Here is a 23,524-nt window from a genome sequence, read left to right on the forward strand (position 1 = left end):
TCGCCGCCCCGCCGCGTGAACAGTGGGTCACCACGGTGACGGGCTACAGCGTCAGCCGGCTTCACACCCCTTCCGGCTTCGGGATCGGAACACACGGGAAACGTCCGGTGTCGACCGTGGTCTGCTTGGTCGGCCCACAGAGCTGGAGGCCGTCGGTGTTCGTACCGTCCTCCAAGCTGAATCCGACCACGCCGATCGCGGTCTCACCCCGGTCGAGGTTCTTGCCCATCAGGGAGTCCGCCGACCAACTGGCGTCGCGCCAAGTCTTGTCCGCGACCTTGGTCTTGAGGTCACTGGCGGGATATGCCTCGATGAAGCAGTACTGGGGGACTTCTTTCGGCTGATACGGGTCGCACATTTTCCCGGCCGTGTTGTGGTAGCGGAGCTGCAGGTACTTGATCTTGGCTCGCTGCACGCCACGATCGGCAAGCTCTCCGGTCACCGCCACATATACCGCGACGTAGTGCTTTCCCGCCTTCGCCGACACACCGGCCAGTTCGGGTGTCCAGACCACGTCGACGGCCTTCACCTGGATCGCCAGGTCCAGACCCGGTTCCGTGGTGACGAGGGCCTGGCCGGGGAAGTCGGCGAACTGCGTGTATTTCGGGCCGGACTGGGCCGTGTCCGAGCTTTCGAACGGTGAATCGCCGGTGGTCGCCGCCGGGCCGGTGCTGCCACCGCCGGAACACGCGGTGACCAGCAGAGCAAGACCCGCGGCGAGCACGGGCAAGAACCGAGTTGACATGTGACGCGCCTCCGTCAGAGTGATGTGACACTGTAGCATCGAGTGTCACTCTGACGCGCGCGAGAGCGTCGTGGTTCCGCTGAATGCGTCGAGGCTGAGGACGCCGAAGCGGCGATCTCGAGGTGCTGCGTCAGGAGAGCTGCGCAGAGGTCGCCCAAAGGTTCGCCGGGAACTGGCGAACTAGTCGAGGCCCCGGTTGCCGGCGGGGCGTTTACCACGCGTTCTCGGTGATGACCACGGTGTGGGTGTCGTCGTCCGCCAGGTCCTGCGGTGCTGGCCTGTCGGTGTTCGACGGAGCCGTGCTGGGTTCGGGGCTCTCCGCGGCATCGAGGAATGCTTCGAGACGGCCGGCCATGGCATGGATGTCGAAGTGTGCCAGTCGTTCGATGCCCGCGCGCAGGACGTCCGCGTAGGCGGGAATTTCTCCGGCCGCGCGCAACCCGATGTTCCCGGCGGCCAGGTCCCGTGCGAGTTCACCGACGACCGGATTCTCGCTGTCCTTCAGGTGCTGGAAGAGCATGCGGCGCCGCTGGCTCTCCTCGCGAAGCTCCGCGCCGATCGGGGTGTTCTCGAGCCGAGCGAGGAGATCGCGGTATCGATTCGTGATCGGCTCGGAGGTGTCACCGGTCATTGATCGTCCGTTCCGTGGTCATCGGGGCAGGGACCTGGGGCCACTCGGATCAAGGCGGGGCATGTTTTCGGGAACGAGCACGATACCGAGCCCGCCGGTTGCCGCGTTGAGGATCTCCATGTACTTGAACCCCAGGTCGACGACTTTAGAAGCCGTGTACACGATCTCGGCGATCTTGACGATTTCGTACATCAGGGTGGCTTCGGCGATGACTACTGCCGCAGGAGCGCCCACAATGGTCCCGGCTGATGCTCCAGCGGCCTGAAGGCCGATCATGAACGCGAGCGCGGCGTCGATCAGGTCGCACATCAGCGTACCCAGCAGTTCGCCCACCTCGTGGGCGCCGTCCGCGGCCTGCTTGTACTGATCGGACAGTTCCTGGAAGGGGGCTTGCGCGGATTTCAGGGACTTCGCGAGCTCGAAGAGGTAGGTCTGCGCGCTGTCGGCCGCGTTGCCCGCCCAGAATCCATCGAGTTGCTGCGCGGACCATTGGACGTTCGTGGCCATGTCGCCGCATGCAAGGCTGATGCTGGTGAATACATCCGCGCAGGCGCGAAGTCCGGCCCAGTCGCCACTTACTACTTTGATGACCGCCTCGAAGGGGTCGAAGGCTCTGTCCAGCACGCCGATCTGTGCCGCTATAGCGGTGACACTCCACACGAGATCCCGGTATAGGGCGGTCGGGCTGATCGCGTCCAGCAGTTCCGGCGTATAGGGATACTCCGAATTGTAGTCCTTCGGCTTCTTAAGACGATCGACCGGTTCGCACAGGTCAGCGAACGGAGCTGACGCGGATTGTAGATCATCGAGGCCTTTTCGTGACGCCGAGGGAGTACTGCGCGGATACATGCCGTCCAGTTTTTCGGCGGCACCTTCCTCGTATCTGTCATAGGCCTTCGCCGCGTCCCTGAATACCTCCTCACCTGGCGCCGCGATCCGTTCCGACAGCGTGTTAAGGAAAGCGGCAAGAAGGCTAGTGACTTCCTGGTGACCGTCAAGGACGGCATTCAACAGTCCCTCACTAGCCGTCAAATTCAGTTCCGGCATGGCGAATTTTCGCACCTGCCTCGCGTCCTCGGCGAGGCGTCCTTGCTGCGCGCCGATCGCGTAGACCGACGCGATATCGACCTTGAACCCTGCCATTCTTCCCCCGTTCAGCCGCACTCTCAGGCCGGCCCGGTCAGCTGGGACGCCCGATCATTCAAGACCTCTCCGCCACTCGCTCCACGCGAGATCCCCAGATCATCGAGTGTGACACGCTATGGCCATCTTGTCACAGCATGTGTCGTCTTGTCCTGGCCTTCGCGACCTGCAACGCCTTGAGCACGGCGGCGTAGCCATACGGCCTCGGTGGTGTCCGACCCTGCCGGGAGGTCGCCGGGTTCACCTGGCGCGGGGACCGAGTTCGCACCCGCCCATCTAGGGTGACCGCATGTCGCTGGTGGGAAGGGACGTCGAGCTGGCGCGGATTCGACGCCTGCTGGCAAACGCGCGCGACACGCGCAGCGGTGTGCTGGCGCTGCGGGGCGCGGCGGGCATCGGGAAATCGGTCCTTCTCGACCACGCCGTGTCGATCGCCGAAGCCGAGGGCATGCGCGTGGTCCGCGGGGCGGGGGTCGAGTCCGACTCCGAGCTGGCGTATGGCGGTCTGCACCAACTCCTGTTCCCACGCTTGGCTCGGTTGGACGCCTTGCCCGTTCCCCAGGCCACGGCACTGCGGTGCGCTTTCGGCCTGGCCGAGGGAGACGAAGCCAATCGGTTCCTGATCTCCGCCGGCACCCTGTCGTTGCTCGCCGATCTGGCCGAGGACGTCCCCCTGCTGTGCGTGGTCGATGACCTGCAATGGCTCGACCAGGGTTCCGTGGAGGCGCTGTTGTTCGCGGCCCGCCGCTTCGTGGCCGACCCGATCGCGATGCTGTTCGCGGTGCGCGAGACGTCGGTGCCGTTCGAAATCGCAGGCGTCGAGGTCGTGGATCTGTCCGGCCTCGCCGCGCCCGATGCCGGCCGGCTGCTGGACGACCACGCGCCGGAACTCAGCGAACCGGTGCGGACCAGGGTCCTCGCGGAATCCGGCGGCAATCCACTGGCGATCATCGAACTCGGGTCGTCGCGGCTCGCGGCGCGCGATGTCGACGAGGCCGACCCGGCCGAGCAGGTCGGCCCGCTACCGGTGACCCGCCGCGTGCAGGAGGCGTTCCGCCGCCAGATCGTCGAGCTTCCCGAACCCACCCAACGCGCGCTTCTGGCGGCGGCGGCGGACACGGCGGCGCCGCTCGCGACGATCCTGCACGTGATCGAAGCCCTCGGTGGCGCCCCCGGCGACCTGGCGCCCGCCGAACGCGACCGGCTGCTCCGGATCGACGGCCGGATCACGTTCCGTCACCCGCTGGTACGGGCGGCCGCCTACCAGGACGCGCCGCTGCACCGGCGGATCGAGGTACATCGCGCGTACGCCGACGCGCTGGGTGCGGAGGCCGACGCGGACCGCCGGGCGTGGCACCTCGCCGCCGCCGCCACCACCCCCGACGAGGCGGTGGCCGCCGAACTCGAAGGCGCGGCGGAGCGGGCCTGGCACCGAGGCGGCGCGATGGCGGTGTCCGCGGCCTACGACCGCGCCGGTCGGCTCAGCGCCGACCGGGAACTGAAGGCCCGGCGTATCGCCCGGGCCAGCCAGGCCGCGTTCGACGCAGGCAAGGCCGACCGCGCCGCCCGGCTGGCGGCCGAAGCGCTCTCGCTCACCACCGACCCCGGCGTCCGGGCCGACGCCATCTACACGCGTGGCGCCGTGGAGTACGAACGCACCTCCCCGCGAGCCGACGCGGAGCTGACGATCGAGGCCGCCGCGTTGGTGCGCGACACCGATCCGGAGCGCGCCGCGCTCACGTTCTTCGAGGCCGCGCACGCCGCCCGGCACGGAGCGGCACACGATCTGCTGCGGCGTGCGGCGGAGCTGATGCGCGGGTTCACCCCGCCGGAGCACTGGGCACCGATCGTCGCCGCCCTTCTCGGGTGGGCGGAGCTCTTCGCCGGACGCCCGGAGCTGGCCGTCGGCCCGATGCGCGATCTCTACACCGCCACACGCGGCGGCGGGAACGATCTGATGCATCGCATCACGGCCGGCTTCGGCGGACTCATGATCGCGGACGACGACGCCGTCATCGCCGGAACCGAGGACATGCTGGCCCGGGTGCGGGCTACCGGGGCGTTGGGGTGGGTCCCGTACACCTTGAACGTGCTCGCCGTGGCGCGGCTGTTCCGCGGTGAGTTCGCGGACGCCCGCGCGTGTGTGGCGGAAGGCGCGTCCATGAGCGCCGAACTCGGGAACACGACCGAGCGCCTGGCACACCGGTCGGTGGAGGTGTGGTTGCACGCCGTGTCGGGTGACGAGCCACGCTGCCGAGCTCTCGCCGAGGAGGTGCTCCCGCGAGCCCGGGCCCGGCACCGGGTCAATGCCGAGATCGCGGACTGGGGTCTCGGCATGCTCGACCTTTCCGCCCGGCGGTTCGGGGAGGCGTTCGACCGGCTCGAAAAAGTGTCCCAGGGACCTGCGAGCCGCGACGTCCTGGTCCGGGCGGTGCCGGATCTGGTGGAGGCTGCCGCGCGCAGCGGCAAGCCGGATCGCGCCCACGGACCACTGACAGCGTTCCGGCACTGGGCCGAGCACGTCGACCGCCCGGTCGCCACCGGGCTCGTACTGCGCTGCCGGGCCTTGCTGGCCGATGACGGCGACGCCGACGCGCTGTACGCCGAGGCGCTGCGGCTCCAGGAGCGGCACGGCGGTCCCTATGAGCATGCCCGTACCCAGCTGGTCTACGGCGAGTGGCTGCGCCGCCAGCGCCGCCGTACCGAGGCCCGCGCCCATCTCGCGGCGGCGGTGTCCGCGTTCGAGGGCCTCGGCGCGAAGCTCTGGGCCGAGCGTGCGCGCGGCGAGCTGTCCGCCTTCGGCGAGCGGGGCGACGAGCCTCGGCGCAGCGGCCCGCTCACCCTGTTGACGCCGCAGGAGTTGCAGGTCGTACGGCTGGCCGCCACCGGTCACACGAACAAGGAGATCGCCGCACAGCTCTTCCTCAGCCCACGCACCGTCGGCCACCACCTCTACAAGGCATACCCGAAGCTCGGCGTCACCGGGCGCGCCGAGCTGGCCAACCTCGTCTAGCGGCCGACGATCGTTATGTCCCTCCGTTGGCGATGCTTGCGAATCTCGTTGCAGGTCAGCGCGGCCGGCAGCACTAATCTTGTCGCATGGACGTGTCACTGCCGCAAGCGCTGGCCTGGCGTCTGGAACGGCACTTTCTCGTCGCGGGGGCGAGGTCGGTCACTGAGGTGGTTCGCCGGCTTGGGGCCGTTCCCGCGTGGTCGGGCGACCCCGGCCTGGCCACCGGGCGGCGGTTGGCCCGGCCGTCGTCCGATGCGCTCGCGGACGCGCTGGGCGACGGCGACCTGATCAAGACCTACGCCTTCCGCGGCGCCACGCATCTGCTCGCCGCCGATGATGCCGGTGTCCATCTGGCGGTTCGCTGTGCGAACCGCCAATGGGAACTGCCGAGTTGGCAGGCCCACTACGACCTGAGTCCGCAGGACTGGCCGGCCCTTCGAGAGGTGGTGCGCGGCGTTGTCGCGCACGGACCTGTTCGCCACTCCGAACTGGTCGAGAAGGTCGCGAGCTACCCTCGATTCCGGCATCTGCGGGCCGCACTTTCTCATCCCGGCCACACGCTGCTCAAGCCGCTGGCATGGCAAGGGGACCTGTGCTTCGGCCCAGTCCAGGATGGACAGCTCACCTTCCAGTCGCCGGCGTCCAGTCCCCGATGGACCGGCCTTCCCGACCTCCCTGAGGCCGGAAGGCGAGCAGTCCTCGCCTATCTGGCCGCTTATGGGCCGGCGACCCGGGACAACTTGCGCTACTGGCTGGTCGCAGGTCTCAGTGCCGGTCGCCGTCGGCTGGACGGTTGGCTCAGTGACCTCCTCCAGGACCATGTCGCCGAGATCCAGGTCGACGGCAGCCCCATGCTGCACCTGCGCGAGCACCTCACCTCCCTGACCGCGGCCGCCCCGAAGCCGGAAGGAGTGATCCTGTTGCCGGGATATGATCAGTGGGTGCTCGGATCGGGCACCGCTGACCACCGCATCGTCCCCGCCGCGCGCCGCCCGGCCGTGACCCGAGGTGCGAACTTGGCATTGCGAGCCGGACAAGTCGCGGCCACCTGGAACATCGACCGAGGGGTACTGGCCGTGTCCTGGTTCGCCGAGGCGGAACGCCCGTCCCGCGCGGAGTTCGAGGATGAGGTCGAGCGTCTCTCCGGTCTTCTCGGCCGTGACCTCACGATGACGATCGCGGTGTCGTGAGGCCCATCGTCAGATCCGCCCCGCTCCCAACCGCGCGGGCACGGCGGCCGCGTGGCCGACGCCGGTCGCCGGTTTCCCGGACATCAGTCACGATGACTGATTCGTCAGCGGTGAGCCCCGCCTAGCGTTTCGGGCATCCAGGCAGCGGCCGCCGGCCGTACGACGAGGAGACGACCATGACGAAGTATTTCCTGAGCCTTCCGCACGACTCCGCCGAGGAGCTGACGATGGAGGGCATGGACCCCGCGGAGCTGCAGGAGATGATGGCCGAGGTCGGCGCGTTCAACACCGCCGTTCAGGAGGCGGGCGCGTTCGTGACCGCCGGCGGTCTGCAACCGCCGTCGAGCGCGACCACGGTGGACTACTCCGGTGACAGCCCCGTGCTCACCCCAGGCCCGTTCGTCGAGGCCGACGAGTACCTCGGCGGCTTCTGGATCATCGAGGCCGAAAACGACGACGTCGCGATCGAATGGGCCAAGCAGGCCTCGCGTGCGCTGCGGAGCAGGGTCGAGGTCCGCGCACTGCAGGAAGCACCGCAGGGCTGATCGGCAGCTCTTCGCGGCCTTATGTGTTGGCGCGGATTCAGAGTATGCACCCGCGCCAACACACCGGCTTTCGGCTTCACCACACGAAACACCGCCCGCCTCGAACTCGCCGGGGGTTTCCGGGTCAGCGGAAGGCCCCAGCATTTTCGGTGGCCCATTGAGAGAAGGTACGTGCCGGACGGCCGGTGACCTCCTCGACGGTCGGCAGGACCGTGTGCACCTCGGGAGGCGGGTTCGTGCCGAATCCGATGAGGGATTCGATGACCTCGTCCGGCTGCCCCGCCGCACGGAGCTGATCGCGCATTTGGTCTTCGGTGAGCTCGATCAACCGGAGATCCCGGCCGATCGCCGCGCCGATCGTGCGGACGGTGTCGGTCACGGTCAGCGCCTCGGGGCCGGTCAAGGGATATCTTTCACCCGCATGTCCGTCCTGGAGCAGCGCGGCCACCACCACGGCGGCGATGTCGGCTTCATGGACCTTGGCGCTCGGCTGGTCCGGGAAGCCTTCCCGGACCACCCCCTCGGTGCGGATGGACTCCGCCCAGCCGAGCGCGTTCGCCATGAACTCCACCGGCTGCACATGGGTCCACTCGAAACCGCCGGCTTCCACAGCCCGCTCCACGGGGCCTTCTTCATACCCGGTCAGCACGGTCACTTTGGCCACACCGGCTTTCGCGGCGAGATCAACGATCTCCGGCGCGGTTTCCAGCGGCGCGTAACCCTCTCCCGCGAACGAGATGAGATGCAGGGCGGTCACGCCGGCCAATGCCGGAGCGACGGTCTCCGGCACGGCGAGGTCGCCCGCCAGCACCTCCACCCCGGCGGGCAAGTTCGCCGCCGCCGGGTTCCTGGTCAGTGCCCGTACCCGCCGGCCTGCCTGGACGAGCTGCCGGACCACCTGACGGCCGACGGTTCCGGTCGCACCGGTCACAAGGATCACGTGATCTCCCCAGAATTTCGCGTATTCCCGGAACCAGCCTATTGACGGCAAAGCAATGGCGGCAAACGTTTTGTTCGAACGGGTCTGCCGACCGCGCGGCATCGTCGGTGACGGCCTTGCCCCGGGCACTTCGGCCCATCGGGCGAGACCCACGTCACCCGACGATTCAGGGTGGTGTGGTGTGTTCGAGTGACAGTGCGTGGGCGCCTCCGCGGATATCTTGTGGCCGACCCCTCACCACATCCTCAGGGAGCGTCATGCTGACCGTCCGGCGTGTTCCCGCCGTTCTGGCCACCGCGGGTCTGGTCAAGGGTCGGCTCGAAGGGACCGCGCGGTGATCGGTGACAATCCGAGCGACGGCTTCGTCGAGGTGATCGCGCGTGAGGTGGCGGCCGACCCCGGTAATTCGGCACTGCGCGAGGATTTCGTCACGCTGCTGCTGGAGCACGATCCGGACCGCGCCGCCACCGAACTGACGGCTTTCGAGGCCCTCGGCGGTGATCCGGTGCGGATCCGGGTGCTGCGCGCCCGGCTGATGGCGGCGCGGTTGCGAGCCTCGAACCCGGTTCCGGCCGACGAGGACCGGCAGGACAGCGGCGCCACTGTTTCAGCGGCACTGTGGGACGCCGAACGCCCGGCGGTGACCCTGGCCGACGTCGCGGGTCTCGCCGAGGTCAAGCGGCACCTGGACACCGCGTTTCTCGCGCCGCTGCGCAATCCCGGGTTGGCGGCGGCGTTCGGGCAGAAGCCGGGCGGGTCACTGCTGATGTACGGCCCACCCGGTTGTGGCAAGACGTTCATCGCCAGGGCGATCGCCGGCGATCTCGGCGCGTCCTTCATCCACGTGACCCTCGCGGACCTGCTCGGCAAGTGGATCGGGGAGAGCGAAAAGGCGATCCAGAGCGTGTTCCGCCACGCCCGCGCGGCAGCGCCGTGTGTGATCTTCTTCGACGAGTTCGACGCGCTCGGCGGACAGCGTACCTCCGGTGGCGGCGGGTCTCACGCGATGCGGATGCTCGTCACTCAACTGCTGGAGGAGCTCGACGGCGTGGCCGGCGCGAACGACGGGGTCTACTTCCTGACCGCGACGAACCGGCCGTGGGACATCGACTCCGCGCTGCGCCGACCGGGGCGGATCGACAAGACGGTGCTGGTGTTGCCACCGGACGCGGTCGCCAGGGCGGCGATCGTCCAGAGCACGCTGGCGGGCAAACCGGCCGACGATGTCGATGTCGCGGCCGTCTCGGCGGCGACCGAGGGGTTCTCCGGCGCCGATCTCAGCCACTTGACGAAAACCGTGCTGCAGCAGGCGATGGTCGAGTCGATGAGCAGGGGCGAGCTGGTGCCGGTCACCACCGACGCGCTGCTGGCCGCGGCCGGCGGCATCACCCCGTCCACGGCCTCCTGGTTCGACCAGGTGGCGCCGGTACTGGAGTACGGCGTCGACGACGGAACCTTCGATCAACTCCGGGCTTACCGGGTCAAGCGAGGACTGCGATGAGTGACTTCGGGCGCAAGGCCTCCGATGACGACGACGCCTTGGAGCGGACCCTGGACCTGGCATGGGAGCTTTTCGCGGCACAGCCGACGCATCCCAAGGTCGCCGAGCTGGCGCTGCGGGTGCTCGCGGCCCAGCCGGAGCGAAGCAGCGTGTCGCTGTTGCTCGGCAATCACCGCGAGTTCTGTGGCGACGCGGACGAGGCGCGGCGCCTTTTCCTCCAGGTGGCCGGTCGCCGCGACCGCCAGTTCATCAACGCGGCTCGCGCTCTCCGCCATCTGGCTTCCGCCGAGCATGATCGTCCCGAGGCGCTGCGATGGGCACACACCGTGCTGGCCGAGGAACAGGAGGACTGGCGCGACTGGATGGAACTGGGGTCCGCCCTGGCACTCGGCGGGGAACACGAGGACGGGTGGCGCCGGCTCGACGAGTCGGTGGCCCTGTGCTCCCGGACGGCGCCGGGCGAGCTCCCCAAGGCACTCGGGAAACGCGCGGTGTATTTGCTGGAGAGCCTCGCCCCACCCGAACGGTTCATCCCCGCGGCGGAGGAGGCCATCCGGGCCGACGCGGCGAACTCCTCGGTCGCGCTGCTGCTCGGCTGGTCCTACCTGGTGCAATACCGGTTCGACGACGCGGAACGGCTCGGTCTGCGACTGCTGCGCGAGAATCCGACCGAAGACCTCGCGCAGAATCTGGTGGGGACGGCCCGGACGATGCTGCGGATCGTCGAGAACGCCCACGCCCAGGACATCACTTTGGACGACATCCGCCGCACCGGGGCGATCGAGGTGGGGTGGCGGCAACTCCGTGACCAGATGGTCGGCATCGACCTGGCTTCCGCGCTGGCGGCGTTGGACGACGTGCTGCCCGCCGGCCTGCGAGCCACCCTGCGACCGGGCATCTCGCTCGCCGACGAGCCCGAAGCCGACAAGATCGGCTCCATGGTCGCGGAGGACCTGCTCGCCTGGCACGACGGCCAGCCGCCCGGCTCCGGCGCCGCCTGGGGTTCGGCCGAGCCCTTCCGCCTGATGTCGGCGGCCGAGATCATCGCCATGAGCGCCGAGATCGAGGCCGACCCGGCAGCGCACCCCGACTGGCCCGAGAACGAGGTCTGGGAACAGGTGATGACCGACGACGCCGGGGCGTACCTGGCCGTCGTCGCGTTCGGGGCGCTGGTCCGGCGACGGCCCGGACAGCCCGACGAACCCGTCGCCACATCGATGGCCGACTGGATCTGGGATCGGGTGGCCGGCTTCGGGGGGCCGGACCCACGGCCGGCACCCCGGAAGACCGAGGAGCCCGGGGCAGGCCTGCCCCGGGTCCCCGGCACGTCCCTGGCCGGCGTCATCGCGACGATGTACGCCGCTCTGGGAGCGCCCGAGCACTCCGCGGCGTACGCGGAACTGCGGGGGCTCTTCCCCGGCTCGACCGTCCGGCAGAGTGTGCTGGACCCCGCCGAGCCGAGCGTCGACGGCGTCGACATCGCGTTGCTCGACGGCCGGGTCAAGAAGGTCACCGTCGATGTCACGCTCTGTCCGGGCGCCGACCGCGTGATCTCCGGGCTCGACCTCGGCGGGCATCGTCACTCGGTCGACGCCCACGTGCTGGCCTACGGTGCCGTTCCCCACAACAGCTGGGAGAATCGCGCCACCGGCGAAGTCACCGTCAACTACGACCTCGCCGAGCATCGGCTCGGCTTGCAGTGGGCGACCGGGAGACTCTCCCGGATCTTCGTGTCCGCCACCGAGGACTGAGCAGGGTGCGCTTGCGCCGCTTTGTCGCCTGAAGCCGGGTTTCCGTCGGAAGCCCTTGACCTCACACTCGTGCGCCCGACATCGACGAGTCATGCCAACCGACCAGCGGATCCTCTTAGCTCCACAGTGACTGCCGCGCCGACACCGTCGAAAACTTGTCGAATGTGCCCGTTCGCCAGACAAGCGAGCCCGGTTCATGATTGTTTGTACGCGCACGTGTCACAAGACAGAACTGGGGCTACACAAGTGAAGAAGAAGATCGCGGCGGCCGCCGCCGTCATGGGTGCGCTGGCGTCAACGATCGCGTTCGCGCAGCCTGCCAGTGCGGGCGTCGACCCGAGGTACTACTACGAGTCCAGCTGGTCGACAGAGGGCGACTGCAAGATCAACGGCCAACTCGGCAAACAGAACCGCCGGTGGTCGGACTACTTCTGCTCTGCGTCGACCTTCTCGTGGGACCTCTACATCAAGCGGTAGACGGACCGTCCTGGTCCTCCCGCGCGATCGCGTGGGAGGACCAGGACGAACGCTTGACAGGCAGGGGTCAACTCAAGAGGTCCAGGCCGTGCTGCCACCGTTGCCGCCGCTCCTCGCCATCTTGATCCCACCACGGGGTGCCACGCTCACCCAAAGCGACCTTGGCGGTGTGCACCCGCGCCCTGGCCTCCCGCTCGGCTTCGGAGTTCCCAGCACGGCGGGCCGCGCCGACATCCCGGCGAGCCCGCATCAGCAGACTGCGCAACCGGGCCGCCGCTTCCTCCGGGATCTCCGGATCGGTCGCTCGCCAGCGCCGGCCGTCGATCACGACGAAGTGCCCGTCGGGCGTGCGGTCCGGCTCAGCCATAAGCGTGCCCGGACAGCCGGATCCTGATCGGTCCCTCCCACTCCCCATCCGGGTCCAGTGACCGGTCATCCTGGGTCAGCCGCACCTCGCCCGCCCGCGCGAGCTCGCGGGCCAGTTCCCGAGCCTGTGGCAGCAACGGACGCCACTCGTCCGCCAGCGCCCTGGCCGCGTCGGAAGGACAGGTGCTGCTGCCTTCGCCTCGGGCGAAAGCCAAGGCGAGGATCGCGGCCCGCAAGCGATCGGGAAGCGGCCCGGCGCCCAGAGCGGTCCGGGAATGAGCCGCACCCGGTCCAGCACTCTCCCGAATCCGCTCCAGTTCTCGTCGTGGCCCTGGCCGATCGGTCATACCGTCAGGGTCGCACCACCTCGCCGCCTACGCGAATCCGCGACCGCGAGTCTGCCGGTCGCCGAATAGAGTGATCCGATCCGCTGGTTCGAGCACACCACGAACGCAGGCCCCGAACGGATGGTTGTGGTGACAGATTCAGGACGGCCGGTTTCGCCCCGGCTGACGGTCGTCGGCTCCGGTGACACTTCCGGTGGCTCCGACGGACGGTGGGCGGCCGTCACCGATGGGACGGCCCCGCTCACCGTCGGCGGGATGGCGGCGGGCGGATTCGGAGTCGAAGCCGCGAAGTCGTTCCTGGCGGGCGAGCCTGCCGGGCGATGGTGGTTCGTGCTGGCCTTCGCCGCCGGGCTCGCCCTGGTCGCCCTCGGCCTGTGGGCGAGGAGCCGTCTCCGCCGCCGAGTGCGGGTCGGCATCGTGGTCACCGCATCGGACGGCAGGCGCGGGCGGGCTCGCGCCCGGCACCTGGAGCAGCAGGCGGAGAGCTTCAGCCGGCGCACCTGCACGATCACGCTGAAGACCGGCATCGAGTTGCCCGGCGACGGCGCCCGGGACCGCGAACTGGTCGACGCCCTCGCCGACGAGACGTTGTCCGCCACCACGATGGCCGAACGCCTGACCCCCGATGCCGTGCGGATCAACCTGATCCCCATCATGCCGCTGCACGTCGCGTTCTGGTTCGGTGCCCGGCTGGGGTACACCCATGCCCGCGAGGTGGTGGTGCACGCCCTCCGGCAGGCGGACGGCGCACCGGCGTACTTCCCCGCGACGTCCTTGCGCGTGATCGACTCCGACGCCGAACCGCTGGACGTCGACCGGTTGGAGGCCGTCGACGACGGCGCTCCGGACAAGGTCGCTCTCGCGGTGGATCTGCAGGGCCGCGGTGACCAGTTCTTCGACCAGGTGATGGCGTCCTGCCGTCGCCACGGCTACGGCCACGTCCTGCGGCTCCGGACCGCGTCACCGCTGTTGACCGAGGACACCGCCACCTTCACCGGGGCGGTGGAGCAGATCTGCCGCGCCTGGCGGGAAGCGCCGCTGACCGCCGGCGCCCGAACCGGTGGGCACGCGATCTTCCTCAGCGGGCCGGTCGCGATCGCGGTCGCACTCGGTGCCCGGCTGGCCGCGCCGGAACACGGGCGGTGGACGGCGTTCACCTTCGACGCGACCAGCGACTCCTACGAGCCGTTTCCCCCGTCGGCTTGACCGTCAGGCCCACATTTTCTCGTTCGAGAGCAGCATCCTGAATCCTCCGTGCATGAACTCGATCCACTCTGGATAGGTCGTGTCGTTTACGAGATCCCAGGGCACGAAGGACTCACGCGAGCGTTCGGTTTCGGCGACAGCGCGAAGATAGGTTTTCACTCTCTTCCTCGTCGCGTTCAGGCTTCGGGAAGAGTAGTAATCGTTGGGGACCCCGTACGCCAGCATTTCCAGAGTCGCCGAGGACACGCCCAATGACGAGTCCATGGGGACCTTCTGCCCCGGAATGGACGAACGCCTGCCACTCACGCCTCGCTGCTTCATGCCGACGTGGTTCGCTTTCAGGTGCCGGACGAATCGCGTGAACATGCCGTCGGTGCGCATGTCCTTTTCCTTGACCTTCGCGATGTACTTCCTCGGATGACTGACCTGGAGTTCGCCGTGGCCGTCCCAGAAAATGACGCCCTGGTCCGCCGTGTTCACCGAAACGGGCGGCGTCTCCAGGAACCGTTGGCAAACCAGCAGATCGGCGTTGACGTGGCCAGGGAAGACCGGCGCCACCTTGAGCACCCGCTGGACCTTGCCCCACGCGACCATCGATGCCAGGCCCGGCGACATCGTCTCGAAGTCGTAGCTCAGCGCCCGGGCCACGGTTTCCTTGAACCACAGGAATTCCGGGGTGGGCGGCCGGCCTTTCACCCGTTTGCCGAACCGCGTACCGGGGGCCGGTTCGAAGCCGCCTCGCCACTCGGGCACGACCGGATGACAAAGTTCGACCACGATGTCGACGTCGCCGTACGGATCCACTTGAGTGCCCTTCACGAAGGACCCATGCGGGTAGACGTCGAAACCGCAGCCGGTCGGTGCCAGCAGCCCGTGGATCCGATCTCGCAAGAAGACGAAAGTGGCCATTCTGACATCGCCGACCGTCATGCCGTCGATGCTGGCACATCACCGGTCCACCCGGCAATGGCACCCGAAGCTCTTCAAAATCCTGTCACGCGGGGGGTTCTTCAGAGTTTCTCGACACTCCAAAAGGACGGTCAAGGCCGTGGAGTCGTGTCAAGCGGGGTGCTCAGCCGCGGGCGACCTCGCTGGCGGTGCTGAACTCGTATCCTTGCGCCCGCAGGCCGAGGACGACCGTGTTCAGGTGTTCCAAGGGCAGGAATGGGTGGAAGAAGAAGCTGGCCACGTTGTCGCGGACCACCTTCGACTTCGCGCCGTCGGCGAGCAGATCCGCGGGCAGCCGGGCCGGATGCTGGTTGAACGGTTCCGGCGCGACGTGGTCGAGGTTCTCGGGTATCACCACCGCGCCATAGACATCCCTTACGGGGTAAGGAAAGTACTGACCGTACTTGGTCTGGTAGGACACCGTCGAGGTGGAGCCGCAGGCACCGCGCGGGCAGTATCCCGCGAAATAGCTGCCCTGGTCGTAGCGCGCCGCGAAGTGGGAACTGACCTCCTTGTAGTCCACCGCGGAACCGCCGTAATGCGGGAACTCGAACACTTCCGGTTCGGGCAGCCCGACCCGGCGGAACTCGCCGAGGCCGGTGGCGATACGCCCGCGGAACCATTCCGCGGAGTCACCGGGAACCGGGCCGGTCTCCACGACGTGGTTGTTCTTGTCCACGATCGCCGTGTAGAACTCGTAATCCGCGGAGCTCGCCCCACCGTAGGGGTTCGCCAGCTCCTCGAATTGGTGGCTGTAACCGTGCATGATCATCGTCGCCCCGCGCCGGATCGCGTAGTGCAGCGCGTCCACCAGGGCCGGGCTGTCCACGAGCCGGGCGAAGGTCGGCCTGCCGCCGTTGGCCACACCGTGCGGGTCCGCGTAGTACGGGTAGACCGCGAGCGAGAACGGAATCCCTTGCCCGCCGAGCAGATCGGCGATCCGGCGGATCTGTCCCGGGTCGGTGCGCGGGCCGATGTCCTCGATCCGCACCAGCGCCCGGTGCCGTTCCACGGTTTTCGGAGCGAGCGTGCCGAGCAGGATGTCCGCGGCGGCGAGGTACCGGTCTCCCTCGTTGACGTAGGAGAACGGTGCCTCCGCGAGGTAGGTGAACGTCCCCGAGCGCACCGCCCACGGCAGGTGCTCGCCGCCCGCGACGCTGTCCGCGAGTACTTCGTTGACCGCCGGATTCTCCCGCCGTACCAACGGAACCGAGCCGATCTCGGGGTTACGCTCGAGTGACACGTTCTTGTAGCGGACCTCGGTCGGCGAGGTCAGTGTGCGGCCCACCGGCGTCCAGCCCCAGCGCGCGGTGATGCCAGGGTCGTGTTCCGCCAGGCGATGGATGTTCTCGCCCATCCAGATGACCGGCACCTTCGCGGTCGCCACGTCCGCGAGCAATACGGCCGGTAGCGCGGCTTCGCTGATCGAACCGACGTAGACCAGCGCCTGGTGACCACCGAGCTCGCCCGCCCGGTAGTCGGCCGCGGCGCGCATCGTCCAGCTGCCCGCCCGCGAAACCAGGTTCGCGGTCTGCATCGCGTGTGCCTCGGCCATCCCGGCTTCGTCCGCCCCGGCGGGCGGGTTCGGCGCGTCGCGCTCACCCGCGTCGTAGACCACCAGCGTCCGGTGAGCGCGGTTCCCGCCGGGACCGGGACTGCCGACCTCGCTGGTCGTCGCCAGCCGGTCGCCGAGGGAGACCGGAGCGGCCGCGGGCGAAGCGAGTATCGCGCTGGCCGGGCGCGTGTACACGACCAGCATCACCAATCCGGTCGCGACGACGACGGCCAGCGCCGCGAAGCGCAGTCCGGCGGGTGTACGCCGGCGCCGGTTCACCCTGCGGGTCATACCAGCACACCCCCCGACACCACACGCGAATCCGCGTCGAACTCCTCCACCGGTTCGGCGCTCAGGCCGAGCAGCCTGGCCAGCGCGCGCTCGGTGCGCGACGCGGCCCTTCCGTCGCCGAAAGGATTGCCGTTGGTCATCATGGCCGCCCGGGCCCGCCGGTCGGTCAGCAGTTCCGACGCCGTCCGCACGATCAGCTCGCGATCGGTGCCGACCAACCGGGCACAGCCCGCGTGCACCGCTTCCATCCGTTCGGTGACCTCGCGCAACACCAGCACCGGCACCCCGAAGGTGGGCGCTTCCTCCTGGATCCCGCCGGAGTCGGACAAGACCAGCGTGGCGGCCGCGAGCACACCGGCCAATTCCTCGTAACGCAGCGGCTCGGTGACCACCACGCGAGGCAGGCCGTCCAGTTCGTCGTCGACCAGCTCGCGGACGGCCGGGTTCGGATGCGCGGGCAGGACCACGTGTAAGTCCGTGTGCCGGGCGATCAGTTCCTTGACCGCGCGCAGCACCTGACGCAGCGGTTCGCCCCAGGACTCGCGGCGGTGCGCGGTGACCAGCACCAGCCGTTCACCGCGGGTGGCCGCCTCCACGGCCGCGGCGACCCGCTCGTCCTGGTAGGTCACGGCCCCGCGGTCGGCGATCGCGCGGATGGCGTCCACCGAAGTGTTGCCGGTGACCACGATCCGCTCGGCGGGAACCTGCTCGCGAAGCAGATTCCCGGCCGCGGCCGACGTCGGCGGCAGATGCAGAGACGCGGCTTGAGTGACCAGCCGCCGGTTCAGCTCCTCCGGAAAGGGCGCGGCCAGGTCGAACGAGCGCAGGCCCGCCTCCAGATGCACCACCGGCACCCGCCGCCAGAACGCGGCGAGCGTACCGGCCAGTGTGGTGGTGGTGTCCCCCTGCACCACCACCACCGCGGGCGGTTCACGATCGGCCAGCGCGTCCAGACCGGTCAGCAGCTGGCCGAGCAGTTCGGGCTGGCCGCCGTCGCGGCGGTGCAGCGGCAACGTGGTGTCCGCGCGGAAGCCGAACGTCTCCAGCGCCTGGCCCGCCATCGTCGGATGCTGTCCGGTGGCGACCAGGTAGGGCTCCATCCGGCCCGCCGCGGCGATCGCCTCGGCGACCGGCGCCAGTTTGATCGCCTCCGGCCGGGTCCCCATCACCAGCCACACCCGAGGCCGGGTCGCTCCGCTTTCCTGTCGATTCCCAACCATTACTCCCCCAAGGTCGAATATTATTTTCAGTGTTTCGCGCGCTTCGCATGATCATTCGCGCGGGGTGCTGTGACCGATGCGACGCAGAGTGGTTCTGTCCGGTTCCCGCCGACTTTCCTCACCCGATCGAGGGAACCGAAGCCGCACTCCTCACGTCGTAGTGCACGGATGCGGGATCGGCCGGGGGCCCGACGCAGCACGCACAATCCTGCGCACACAAGGAATTGAGCACACGAAATTGGGGGAGAAATGTCTGTTGTCCGGATCGGGCCCGCCGTCGGCGTGACGGCGACCATGGGGATCGCCGCGGGGGCAGGCACTTGGTTGCCACTTTCACTCGCCGCCTTCGTTCTGTTGCTTTTCGCCACTCGGTCGGTTCTCGTACGCATCGCGCCCGCACGGGAAAGGGGGCGGTAGCGAAATGGAGACCAGTCTGTCCGTCATCGCCACCGTCATGGTCGGCGTGCTGATCTGGTGGCCGCTGCAGAACCTCGTCCTGGCGGTGTTCGCCTGGCGGTCGCCGCAACGACCACGCAGTGTGCGCCGGACGCCGGAGCCGGTACCGTTCTGGATCGTCATCCCGGCACTGAACGAGGAACGCGTCATCGCGAACACGGTGCGCAACGCGCTGGCCACCGGAACCCGGTACACGCCGGTCCGCGTCGTCGTCGTGGACGACGCCTCCGACGACGCGACGCCGCACATCCTCGCCGGTATCAGGGATCCGCGGCTGCACGTGCTGCGCCGTGAGCTGCCCATGGCCCGGCAGGGCAAGGGCGAGGGCCTGAACACCGCGTACCGCTACATCCTCGACATCGCCGGCCGGGAAGGCACCATCGAGCAGACGATCGTCGGGATCGTGGACGGTGACGGCCGTTGCAGCGAAGGAATGCTCGACGAGATCGCCGAACTGATGGCGGAGAAGTCGGTCGGTGCCGTGCAATGCCGGGTGCGCATCCACAACCGGCACAAGACGCTGGCGTTGCTCCAGGATCTGGAATTCGGCGCCATCGCGGACTCCGCACAGTCCTTGCGCGACCTGGTCGGCAGTGTCGGCTTGGGCGGCAACGGCCAGTTCACCCGGCTGTCCGTCCTCGCGCGGTTCCACCCGGGCCCGTGGTCGGCCTGCCTGGTCGAAGATCTGGAACTCGGTCTGCGCCTGCACCTGGACGGGATCCGCGTACGCTACACGAAATCCGCGTGGGTCACCCAGCAGGGACTGACCGACGTGAAACGCTTGCTGCGCCAGCGAACCCGGTGGGCACAGGGCAACCTGCAATGCTTCCGGCACCTTCGCGGACTGACCACGTCGAGGTTCGTCAGCGGCTTCGGCCTCGCCGACTTCCTGATCTACCTGCTCTCGCCTTGGCTGACCGTGCCCATGTCGCTGCTACTGGTCGGACTGGTCGCGGCGTCCGCCGTGGCGCTGGCGACCGGGAGCACGCTGGGCGGGCTGGTGGCCACAGTGGACACTCTGCCGACATCGGCCGCGATGCTGGTCGGGCTGGCCATGTTGCCGAGTCTGCTCTGGGGCTTGGTCTACTGGGTCCGGCTCCGCGACGAGAACATCCTGCGGTGCCTGTTCGCCGGGCTGCTCTACCCGTGGTTTCTGGCGCTGGGCATCATCGCGACCTGGCGCGCGCTGTTCCGGCTGCTGTCCGGACGCAACGGGTGGGCCAAGACCGAACGGCTGGCCGAAGACGGCCAGCCCGTGCCGCCGATGCCGATTCCGGCACCCGCCCCGGTCTCTCAGCCTCTGCGATTCCCGCAGCCGACCGCTCCGCCCATGGCGCTCGATCCGCGCACCCACCGGCCGGATCCCAGTGTCACCCAGCCGATTCCCGCGGAGGTCCTGGCCGCCGCCGAGCGGACCCGGCCGGTCCCGCACCCGCTGGCCGAAACCGAACCGCCACAGCGACTGGAGCGGGTGTGATGGCAGGCCAGCACCGACGCCGCCCGAAACGGAACAAGCTCGTTCTCGTCCTGGCGGCCGCCGGGCTGGCCCTCGCCGCGGCCTCCACCATCGACCGCGGCGACTCCGGGAAGGAGTCGTCCACCGGCTGGTACGTGACCGTGTACTACACCGCGGTCGAGTCGCACCACGACGAAGATCCGGTGCCGGTCACCGGGTGTCTGGTGATCGACTGCGAACGCGGCGACGACCTTCTCGGCAGCTACCCGGAAGACTTCGTGAAGGCCGTCGAGGACGAAGGCACCGGCCGGATCGTCAGCGGCCGTCACGCCGGTCGCTACCTGAACTGGTCCCACGACATCGGTTTCTGGCTGGACAACGCGCCCCGCGACAGCCACGGCCGCCCGCTGGAGCCGTTCGTCTCCGCCGCCGCGGATCCGGCCGTCCTCGGCGCCGGCCGCGAACTGCGGATCACCGGCTGCGGCACCGCGGAGGACGGCACGGCGATCGACGCGGGAGTCTGCGACCGGCTGCGTTCCGCCTCCTGGCGGATCATGGACGAATTCACCCCCGGACTCGGCGGCGACCGGCACATCGACGTCTACCTCGGCGAGGAGACCGGGCCGGACTTCACTTCCGACCCGCTGTACTCCTCGCTGCACAACGCCACGCTGGAGCTCGGCAAAGCCGACGGTCCGTGAAGGCCTCCTTGAGGGACTCTGGGTCCCTCAAGGAGGCCTTCACGGAATTCCGCATCGGCTCGGACCCGTGCTGGAGCGGCAAGCTAGTTTGACCGGATGAGTCTTCTCGATGACGTGGCCGAACGCGACGGCTGGCGATGCTGGGTCTGCGACGAACCGGTCGACCCGGACATGTCGGTGAACGACCCTCGGGGTCCCAGTGTCGACAGCCGGACCGCCGACCGGAAGGCCAAGGTCGCCGAGCGGCTCGCGCACCGCGGCTGCAACACCCGCAAGGGCGCGGTCAAGGTCGTCATCGCCTGGCCGGATCGCCTGCACGTGGTCGAACCCGCGCCGCTGATCACCGTCGCCGGACGGCTGGAACGCAAGGGGGGCCGCGAACTGGTGGCCCGTTGCCCGACCGAACAGGATGCCAAGGAGGCGGCGGACTGGCTGGTCGACCGGTTCTCCCGGCTGGTACCGGGTTTGCCGGTGACCGCGAATGTCGAGCCCGGCGGCGGCCAGTTCCTCGTCATCCTGAAGCGCGGCTAGAGGTCCGTCTTCAATTTCGCGTTGGCGTCCTTGACAAGCACCATCACGTCCTGGTGCAGATCCCAGGCGGCCTCGTCGTATCCGGCGAGCCGCAGGTCGGGCGCCTCCAGCGCGCGTTGCACCGCCCAGCCGGGCGAGCTGAGCGAAATGCCGTACCCGTCGTTGCCCGCGTAGTCGTTGTAGCCGAAACCGCACGCCTTGTACGCCGCGAGCACGCGGTCGGTGGCACGCGCGTCCAGTCCGTAGTCCTTGCCCGCCTCGGCACGCATCGCCATCCGGCGGCCGTGCGTGGTGACCACCGCGACACCACCGGGAGCCAGCGCGCGCGAGAAGTAGCGCAGGAGCGGTCCCCAATCCGGGGCATCGAGATGAGTCAGCACCGAACCACACCACAGCAGGTCCACATCGGTGACCTGCTCGATGTCGTCGACGTCCGGGGCACCGAGCACCGCTCGCGCGCCGAACGCCTCCGCACAACTGGCCAGCGCCGCCGGATCCAGGTCGCACGCGATCAGCTCGGCCGCCGGGAAAGCGGCGCGCAACGAGCGCATCACCCGGCCGTAACCACATCCGAAGTCCAAGAGCCGCTTGGGTTCCGGCCGACCAGTGACCCGCAGCGCGGCGAGCACCGCGCGCAAAGCGTCCCTGGACACGCTCAGGTAGTGCTCGACGTTGTTGCCCGCGAACATGCTGTCGCCGTCCGCGATCGTCGTGCTCACGCCCGCCATGATGCGCGCGACGGTCTCGTCCAGCGTTTCGCTCATCCGGCAACCGTATCGACCTCCTCGTCAGGCGGCGAAAACGGTGCGGACCACGGACTCGTCGCCGTCGATCTCGACCAGCCCGAGACCACGCGCGTCGCCGAGGGTGAGAGCGCCGGCGGAAAGGCCGAGGACGCAGGCGGGTTCGGCACGGACGGTGGCGTCGAGTTCGCGGCCGTCGTGCGGGCCGATTTCGAAGCCGGAGCGTGTCGCGCGGAGCTGGAAGGTCGAGCCGCCGATTTCGAGACCGATCGTCACCGAGGCGCGGACCTTGACCCGGGAACCGAGCAGGGCGGGGACGGCGAGGGCGAGCCACTCCGGTCGGAAGGCGTCGCCGTCGGGGCCGCGGGCCATCAACGGGGCGGACCAGCGGATCAGGCTCTCGATCGGTTCGCGCAGTTCGGCACCCCACGGTGTGAGGGCGTACTCGACCACGCTGCCCGAGCCTGCCAGCCGCCGCTCGAGCACACCCGACGCTTCGAGGTCGCGGAGCCGATCCGCGAGGAGGTTGGTCGCGATGCCGGGGAGGCCGTCGATCAGCTCCCGGTAGCGGGCGGGGCCGATGAGGAGCTGGCGGACGATGAGCAGATTCCACCGATCGCCGACCACCTCGAGAGACCGGGCGAGCCCGCAGTACTGGCCGTAGCCGCGCATCGTAGCTCCCGCTTGTTTTCCTCAAGTGTGCGTGACAAGCTCAAGTATACGCGAGAACGACCGGAGGGGACCGCCATGGTCGACACCACCGAATGCGTGCGACCCACCTGGGTCGACGACAGCCTGTTCCCCTTCGAGAGCCGTTTCGTCGACATCGACGGGCACACCGTGCACTACGTCGACGAGGGATCCGGGCCCACACTGCTGTTCCTGCACGGCAACCCGACCTGGTCGTTCCTCTGGCGCGACGTGATCCGCGCGCTGCGCGACGATTTCCGCTGCGTCGCCCTCGACTACCCCGGCTTCGGGCTGTCGACCCCGAAACCCGGCTACCGGTATTGGCCCGAGGAACACGCGGACGTGGTCACCGCGTTCGTCGACGAACTCCACCTCAAGGGGGTCACTCTGGTCGGCCAGGACTGGGGCGCCCAGATCGGGTTGGCCGCGGCGCAGCGGCGGCCGGGCGTCTTCGAACGGCTGGTGCTCTCCAACACCTGGGCCTGGCCGGTCAACGGCGTCCTCCACTTCGAGGCCTTCTCCCGGCTCCTCGGCGGACCTCCGGCCCGCTTCCTGGTCCGGCGGTTCAACCTCCTCGTCAACATGTTCATCCCCACCGGCCACCGGCGCCGGAAGCCGAGCGCCGCCGAGATGACGCATTACCGCCGGGCGCTGAGCACTCCCCAGCGGCGCCAGGCCTCCGCCGTACTCCCGGGCCGGGTCCGCGCCAGTCGCGCCTTCTTCGCCGAGATCGAAGCCGGCTTCGCGGACATCGCCCACCTCCCGGCACTGATCATCTGGGGTGACGCCGACATCGCCTTCCGGCCCCAGGAACGCGAACGTCTGGAAGCCACCTTCACCGACCACGAGACCGTGATCGTCGAGGGCGCCGGCACCTACGTGGAATCCGACGCGCCCGAGGAGTTCGTCGGGGGGGGGGGGGGGGGGGGGGGAGGGGGGGGGGGGGGGGGGAGGGGGGAGGGGGGGAGGGGGGGGGGGGGGGGGGGGGTGGGGCCGAGTTCGAACGTCGTCTTAGTGCACTTGCCGAAGATGTAGGAGAGCACGGTTCCGAGGTAGGCGGATCAGCCCTTCGACACCG

The 23,524-nt window shown here is 68.8% G+C and carries 22 protein-coding genes; 11 read left to right on the forward strand and 11 right to left on the reverse strand.

What is annotated here, in order from left to right:
* Positions 1 to 61 precede the first annotated feature (61 nt).
* The 3 genes from ACZ6DT_RS16225 to ACZ6DT_RS16235 all read right to left on the reverse strand — a co-directional run bounded on the left by ACZ6DT_RS16225 (position 62) and on the right by ACZ6DT_RS16235 (position 2,519).
* Positions 62 to 745: a hypothetical protein gene (locus ACZ6DT_RS16225; protein ID WP_465594979.1), complete on the reverse strand. Its 684-nt coding sequence runs from the start codon at positions 743 to 745 to the stop codon at positions 62 to 64.
* A gap of 211 nt (positions 746 to 956) precedes the next feature.
* Positions 957 to 1,376: a TFIIS N-terminal domain-containing protein gene (locus tag ACZ6DT_RS16230; protein WP_465594982.1), complete on the reverse strand. Its 420-nt coding sequence runs from the start codon at positions 1,374 to 1,376 to the stop codon at positions 957 to 959.
* 18 nt (positions 1,377 to 1,394) lie between these two features.
* Positions 1,395 to 2,519, reverse strand: coding sequence for a hypothetical protein (locus tag ACZ6DT_RS16235; RefSeq protein ID WP_465594985.1), 1,125 nt, complete (start codon positions 2,517 to 2,519; stop codon positions 1,395 to 1,397).
* A 289-nt stretch (positions 2,520 to 2,808) separates the two neighbouring features.
* On the opposite strand from ACZ6DT_RS16235, the gene ACZ6DT_RS16240 reads away from it, so the two are divergent.
* The 3 genes from ACZ6DT_RS16240 to ACZ6DT_RS16250 all read left to right on the forward strand — a co-directional run bounded on the left by ACZ6DT_RS16240 (position 2,809) and on the right by ACZ6DT_RS16250 (position 7,267).
* Complete coding sequence (locus tag ACZ6DT_RS16240; RefSeq protein ID WP_465594988.1) at positions 2,809 to 5,532, forward strand: ATP-binding protein; 2,724 nt, start codon at positions 2,809 to 2,811, stop codon at positions 5,530 to 5,532.
* Positions 5,533 to 5,618: 86 nt separating this feature from the next.
* Positions 5,619 to 6,722, forward strand: a complete 1,104-nt coding sequence (locus ACZ6DT_RS16245; RefSeq protein WP_465594991.1) for a DNA glycosylase AlkZ-like family protein — start codon at positions 5,619 to 5,621, stop codon at positions 6,720 to 6,722.
* 176 nt (positions 6,723 to 6,898) lie between these two features.
* Positions 6,899 to 7,267: a YciI family protein gene (locus tag ACZ6DT_RS16250; RefSeq protein ID WP_465594994.1), complete on the forward strand. Its 369-nt coding sequence runs from the start codon at positions 6,899 to 6,901 to the stop codon at positions 7,265 to 7,267.
* 124 nt (positions 7,268 to 7,391) lie between these two features.
* On the opposite strand, the gene ACZ6DT_RS16255 is transcribed toward ACZ6DT_RS16250, so the two are convergent.
* Positions 7,392 to 8,207: an NAD(P)H-binding protein gene (locus tag ACZ6DT_RS16255; protein ID WP_465594997.1), complete on the reverse strand. Its 816-nt coding sequence runs from the start codon at positions 8,205 to 8,207 to the stop codon at positions 7,392 to 7,394.
* Positions 8,208 to 8,541: 334 nt separating this feature from the next.
* Between ACZ6DT_RS16255 and ACZ6DT_RS16260 the strand changes: the two genes are divergently transcribed.
* The 3 genes from ACZ6DT_RS16260 (at position 8,542) to ACZ6DT_RS16270 (ending at position 11,936) form a co-directional block, all read left to right on the forward strand.
* On the forward strand, positions 8,542 to 9,708 hold the full coding sequence (locus ACZ6DT_RS16260) for an ATP-binding protein (protein WP_465595000.1): 1,167 nt from the start codon (positions 8,542 to 8,544) through the stop codon (positions 9,706 to 9,708).
* Positions 9,705 to 11,459, forward strand: coding sequence for a tetratricopeptide repeat protein (locus ACZ6DT_RS16265; protein ID WP_465595003.1), 1,755 nt, complete (start codon positions 9,705 to 9,707; stop codon positions 11,457 to 11,459). The genes ACZ6DT_RS16260 and ACZ6DT_RS16265 overlap by 4 nt, the downstream gene beginning before the upstream one ends.
* 246 nt (positions 11,460 to 11,705) lie before the next feature.
* Complete coding sequence (locus ACZ6DT_RS16270; protein ID WP_465595006.1) at positions 11,706 to 11,936, forward strand: hypothetical protein; 231 nt, start codon at positions 11,706 to 11,708, stop codon at positions 11,934 to 11,936.
* 67 nt (positions 11,937 to 12,003) lie between these two features.
* Here ACZ6DT_RS16270 and ACZ6DT_RS16275 read toward each other — a convergent pair whose 3' ends face one another.
* Both ACZ6DT_RS16275 and ACZ6DT_RS16280 read right to left on the reverse strand, forming a co-directional pair.
* Entirely contained in the window at positions 12,004 to 12,303 is a 300-nt protein-coding gene (locus tag ACZ6DT_RS16275) for a hypothetical protein (RefSeq protein WP_465595009.1), read from the reverse strand.
* Entirely contained in the window at positions 12,296 to 12,649 is a 354-nt protein-coding gene (locus ACZ6DT_RS16280; RefSeq protein WP_465595012.1) for a DUF3253 domain-containing protein, read from the reverse strand. The genes ACZ6DT_RS16275 and ACZ6DT_RS16280 overlap by 8 nt, the downstream gene beginning before the upstream one ends.
* 129 nt (positions 12,650 to 12,778) lie before the next feature.
* On the opposite strand from ACZ6DT_RS16280, the gene ACZ6DT_RS16285 reads away from it, so the two are divergent.
* On the forward strand, positions 12,779 to 13,855 hold the full coding sequence (locus ACZ6DT_RS16285; RefSeq protein ID WP_465595015.1) for an SAVED domain-containing protein: 1,077 nt from the start codon (positions 12,779 to 12,781) through the stop codon (positions 13,853 to 13,855).
* Between the two features lie 3 nt (positions 13,856 to 13,858).
* Here the strand turns inward: ACZ6DT_RS16285 and ACZ6DT_RS16290 are convergent, their stop codons facing one another.
* The 3 genes from ACZ6DT_RS16290 to wecB form a co-directional block, all read right to left on the reverse strand.
* Positions 13,859 to 14,785, reverse strand: coding sequence for a hypothetical protein (locus ACZ6DT_RS16290; protein WP_465595018.1), 927 nt, complete (start codon positions 14,783 to 14,785; stop codon positions 13,859 to 13,861).
* Positions 14,786 to 14,927: 142 nt separating this feature from the next.
* Positions 14,928 to 16,649, reverse strand: a complete 1,722-nt coding sequence (locus tag ACZ6DT_RS16295; protein WP_465595021.1) for a DUF2334 domain-containing protein — start codon at positions 16,647 to 16,649, stop codon at positions 14,928 to 14,930.
* Complete coding sequence (gene wecB / locus ACZ6DT_RS16300; protein ID WP_465595024.1) at positions 16,646 to 17,815, reverse strand: non-hydrolyzing UDP-N-acetylglucosamine 2-epimerase; 1,170 nt, start codon at positions 17,813 to 17,815, stop codon at positions 16,646 to 16,648. Before wecB ends, ACZ6DT_RS16295 begins: the two co-directional genes overlap by 4 nt.
* A gap of 475 nt (positions 17,816 to 18,290) precedes the next feature.
* On the opposite strand from wecB, the gene ACZ6DT_RS16305 reads away from it, so the two are divergent.
* The 3 genes from ACZ6DT_RS16305 (at position 18,291) to ACZ6DT_RS16315 (ending at position 21,013) form a co-directional block, all read left to right on the forward strand.
* The gene (locus ACZ6DT_RS16305) at positions 18,291 to 19,802 is read left to right on the forward strand and encodes a glycosyltransferase family 2 protein (protein WP_465595027.1); all 1,512 of its coding nucleotides are present in this window, start codon (positions 18,291 to 18,293) and stop codon (positions 19,800 to 19,802) included.
* Positions 19,802 to 20,482: a hypothetical protein gene (locus ACZ6DT_RS16310; RefSeq protein ID WP_465595030.1), complete on the forward strand. Its 681-nt coding sequence runs from the start codon at positions 19,802 to 19,804 to the stop codon at positions 20,480 to 20,482. Before ACZ6DT_RS16305 ends, ACZ6DT_RS16310 begins: the two co-directional genes overlap by 1 nt.
* A gap of 96 nt (positions 20,483 to 20,578) precedes the next feature.
* Positions 20,579 to 21,013 (forward strand): hypothetical protein, encoded by a 435-nt coding sequence (locus tag ACZ6DT_RS16315; protein ID WP_465595033.1) that lies wholly within the window; start codon positions 20,579 to 20,581, stop codon positions 21,011 to 21,013.
* Here the strand turns inward: ACZ6DT_RS16315 and ACZ6DT_RS16320 are convergent.
* A complete protein-coding gene (locus tag ACZ6DT_RS16320; protein ID WP_465595036.1) occupies positions 21,010 to 21,777 on the reverse strand; it encodes a class I SAM-dependent methyltransferase in 768 nt (255 codons plus the stop codon). The genes ACZ6DT_RS16315 and ACZ6DT_RS16320 overlap by 4 nt on opposite strands.
* A gap of 24 nt (positions 21,778 to 21,801) precedes the next feature.
* On the reverse strand, positions 21,802 to 22,428 hold the full coding sequence (locus ACZ6DT_RS16325; RefSeq protein ID WP_465595039.1) for a winged helix-turn-helix transcriptional regulator: 627 nt from the start codon (positions 22,426 to 22,428) through the stop codon (positions 21,802 to 21,804).
* A gap of 75 nt (positions 22,429 to 22,503) precedes the next feature.
* Between ACZ6DT_RS16325 and ACZ6DT_RS16330 the strand changes: the two genes are divergently transcribed.
* Positions 22,504 to 23,481, forward strand: coding sequence for an alpha/beta fold hydrolase (locus ACZ6DT_RS16330; RefSeq protein ID WP_465595042.1), 978 nt, complete (start codon positions 22,504 to 22,506; stop codon positions 23,479 to 23,481).
* Positions 23,482 to 23,524 lie beyond the last annotated feature (43 nt).

The sequence above is a fragment of the Amycolatopsis sp. NPDC041971 genome, from assembly GCF_055588925.1.

Bases quoted from the DNA above. Each gene is read 5' to 3' on its own strand.
- ACZ6DT_RS16330 (WP_465595042.1), top strand. From the start codon at position 22,504: ATGGTCGACACCACCGAATGCGTGCGACCCACCTGGGTCGACGACAGC.
- ACZ6DT_RS16275 (WP_465595009.1), bottom strand. From the start codon at position 12,303: ATGGCTGAGCCGGACCGCACGCCCGACGGGCACTTCGTCGTGATCGAC.
- ACZ6DT_RS16230 (WP_465594982.1), bottom strand. From the start codon at position 1,376: ATGACCGGTGACACCTCCGAGCCGATCACGAATCGATACCGCGATCTC.
- ACZ6DT_RS16280 (WP_465595012.1), bottom strand. From the start codon at position 12,649: ATGACCGATCGGCCAGGGCCACGACGAGAACTGGAGCGGATTCGGGAG.
- ACZ6DT_RS16305 (WP_465595027.1), top strand. From the start codon at position 18,291: ATGGAGACCAGTCTGTCCGTCATCGCCACCGTCATGGTCGGCGTGCTG.
- ACZ6DT_RS16235 (WP_465594985.1), bottom strand. From the start codon at position 2,519: ATGGCAGGGTTCAAGGTCGATATCGCGTCGGTCTACGCGATCGGCGCG.
- ACZ6DT_RS16290 (WP_465595018.1), bottom strand. From the start codon at position 14,785: ATGACGGTCGGCGATGTCAGAATGGCCACTTTCGTCTTCTTGCGAGAT.
- ACZ6DT_RS16295 (WP_465595021.1), bottom strand. From the start codon at position 16,649: ATGACCCGCAGGGTGAACCGGCGCCGGCGTACACCCGCCGGACTGCGC.
- ACZ6DT_RS16250 (WP_465594994.1), top strand. From the start codon at position 6,899: ATGACGAAGTATTTCCTGAGCCTTCCGCACGACTCCGCCGAGGAGCTG.
- ACZ6DT_RS16310 (WP_465595030.1), top strand. From the start codon at position 19,802: ATGGCAGGCCAGCACCGACGCCGCCCGAAACGGAACAAGCTCGTTCTC.
- ACZ6DT_RS16315 (WP_465595033.1), top strand. From the start codon at position 20,579: ATGAGTCTTCTCGATGACGTGGCCGAACGCGACGGCTGGCGATGCTGG.
- ACZ6DT_RS16265 (WP_465595003.1), top strand. From the start codon at position 9,705: ATGAGTGACTTCGGGCGCAAGGCCTCCGATGACGACGACGCCTTGGAG.
- ACZ6DT_RS16225 (WP_465594979.1), bottom strand. From the start codon at position 745: ATGTCAACTCGGTTCTTGCCCGTGCTCGCCGCGGGTCTTGCTCTGCTG.
- ACZ6DT_RS16325 (WP_465595039.1), bottom strand. From the start codon at position 22,428: ATGCGCGGCTACGGCCAGTACTGCGGGCTCGCCCGGTCTCTCGAGGTG.
- ACZ6DT_RS16240 (WP_465594988.1), top strand. From the start codon at position 2,809: ATGTCGCTGGTGGGAAGGGACGTCGAGCTGGCGCGGATTCGACGCCTG.
- ACZ6DT_RS16245 (WP_465594991.1), top strand. From the start codon at position 5,619: ATGGACGTGTCACTGCCGCAAGCGCTGGCCTGGCGTCTGGAACGGCAC.
- wecB (WP_465595024.1), bottom strand. From the start codon at position 17,815: ATGGGGACCCGGCCGGAGGCGATCAAACTGGCGCCGGTCGCCGAGGCG.
- ACZ6DT_RS16320 (WP_465595036.1), bottom strand. From the start codon at position 21,777: ATGAGCGAAACGCTGGACGAGACCGTCGCGCGCATCATGGCGGGCGTG.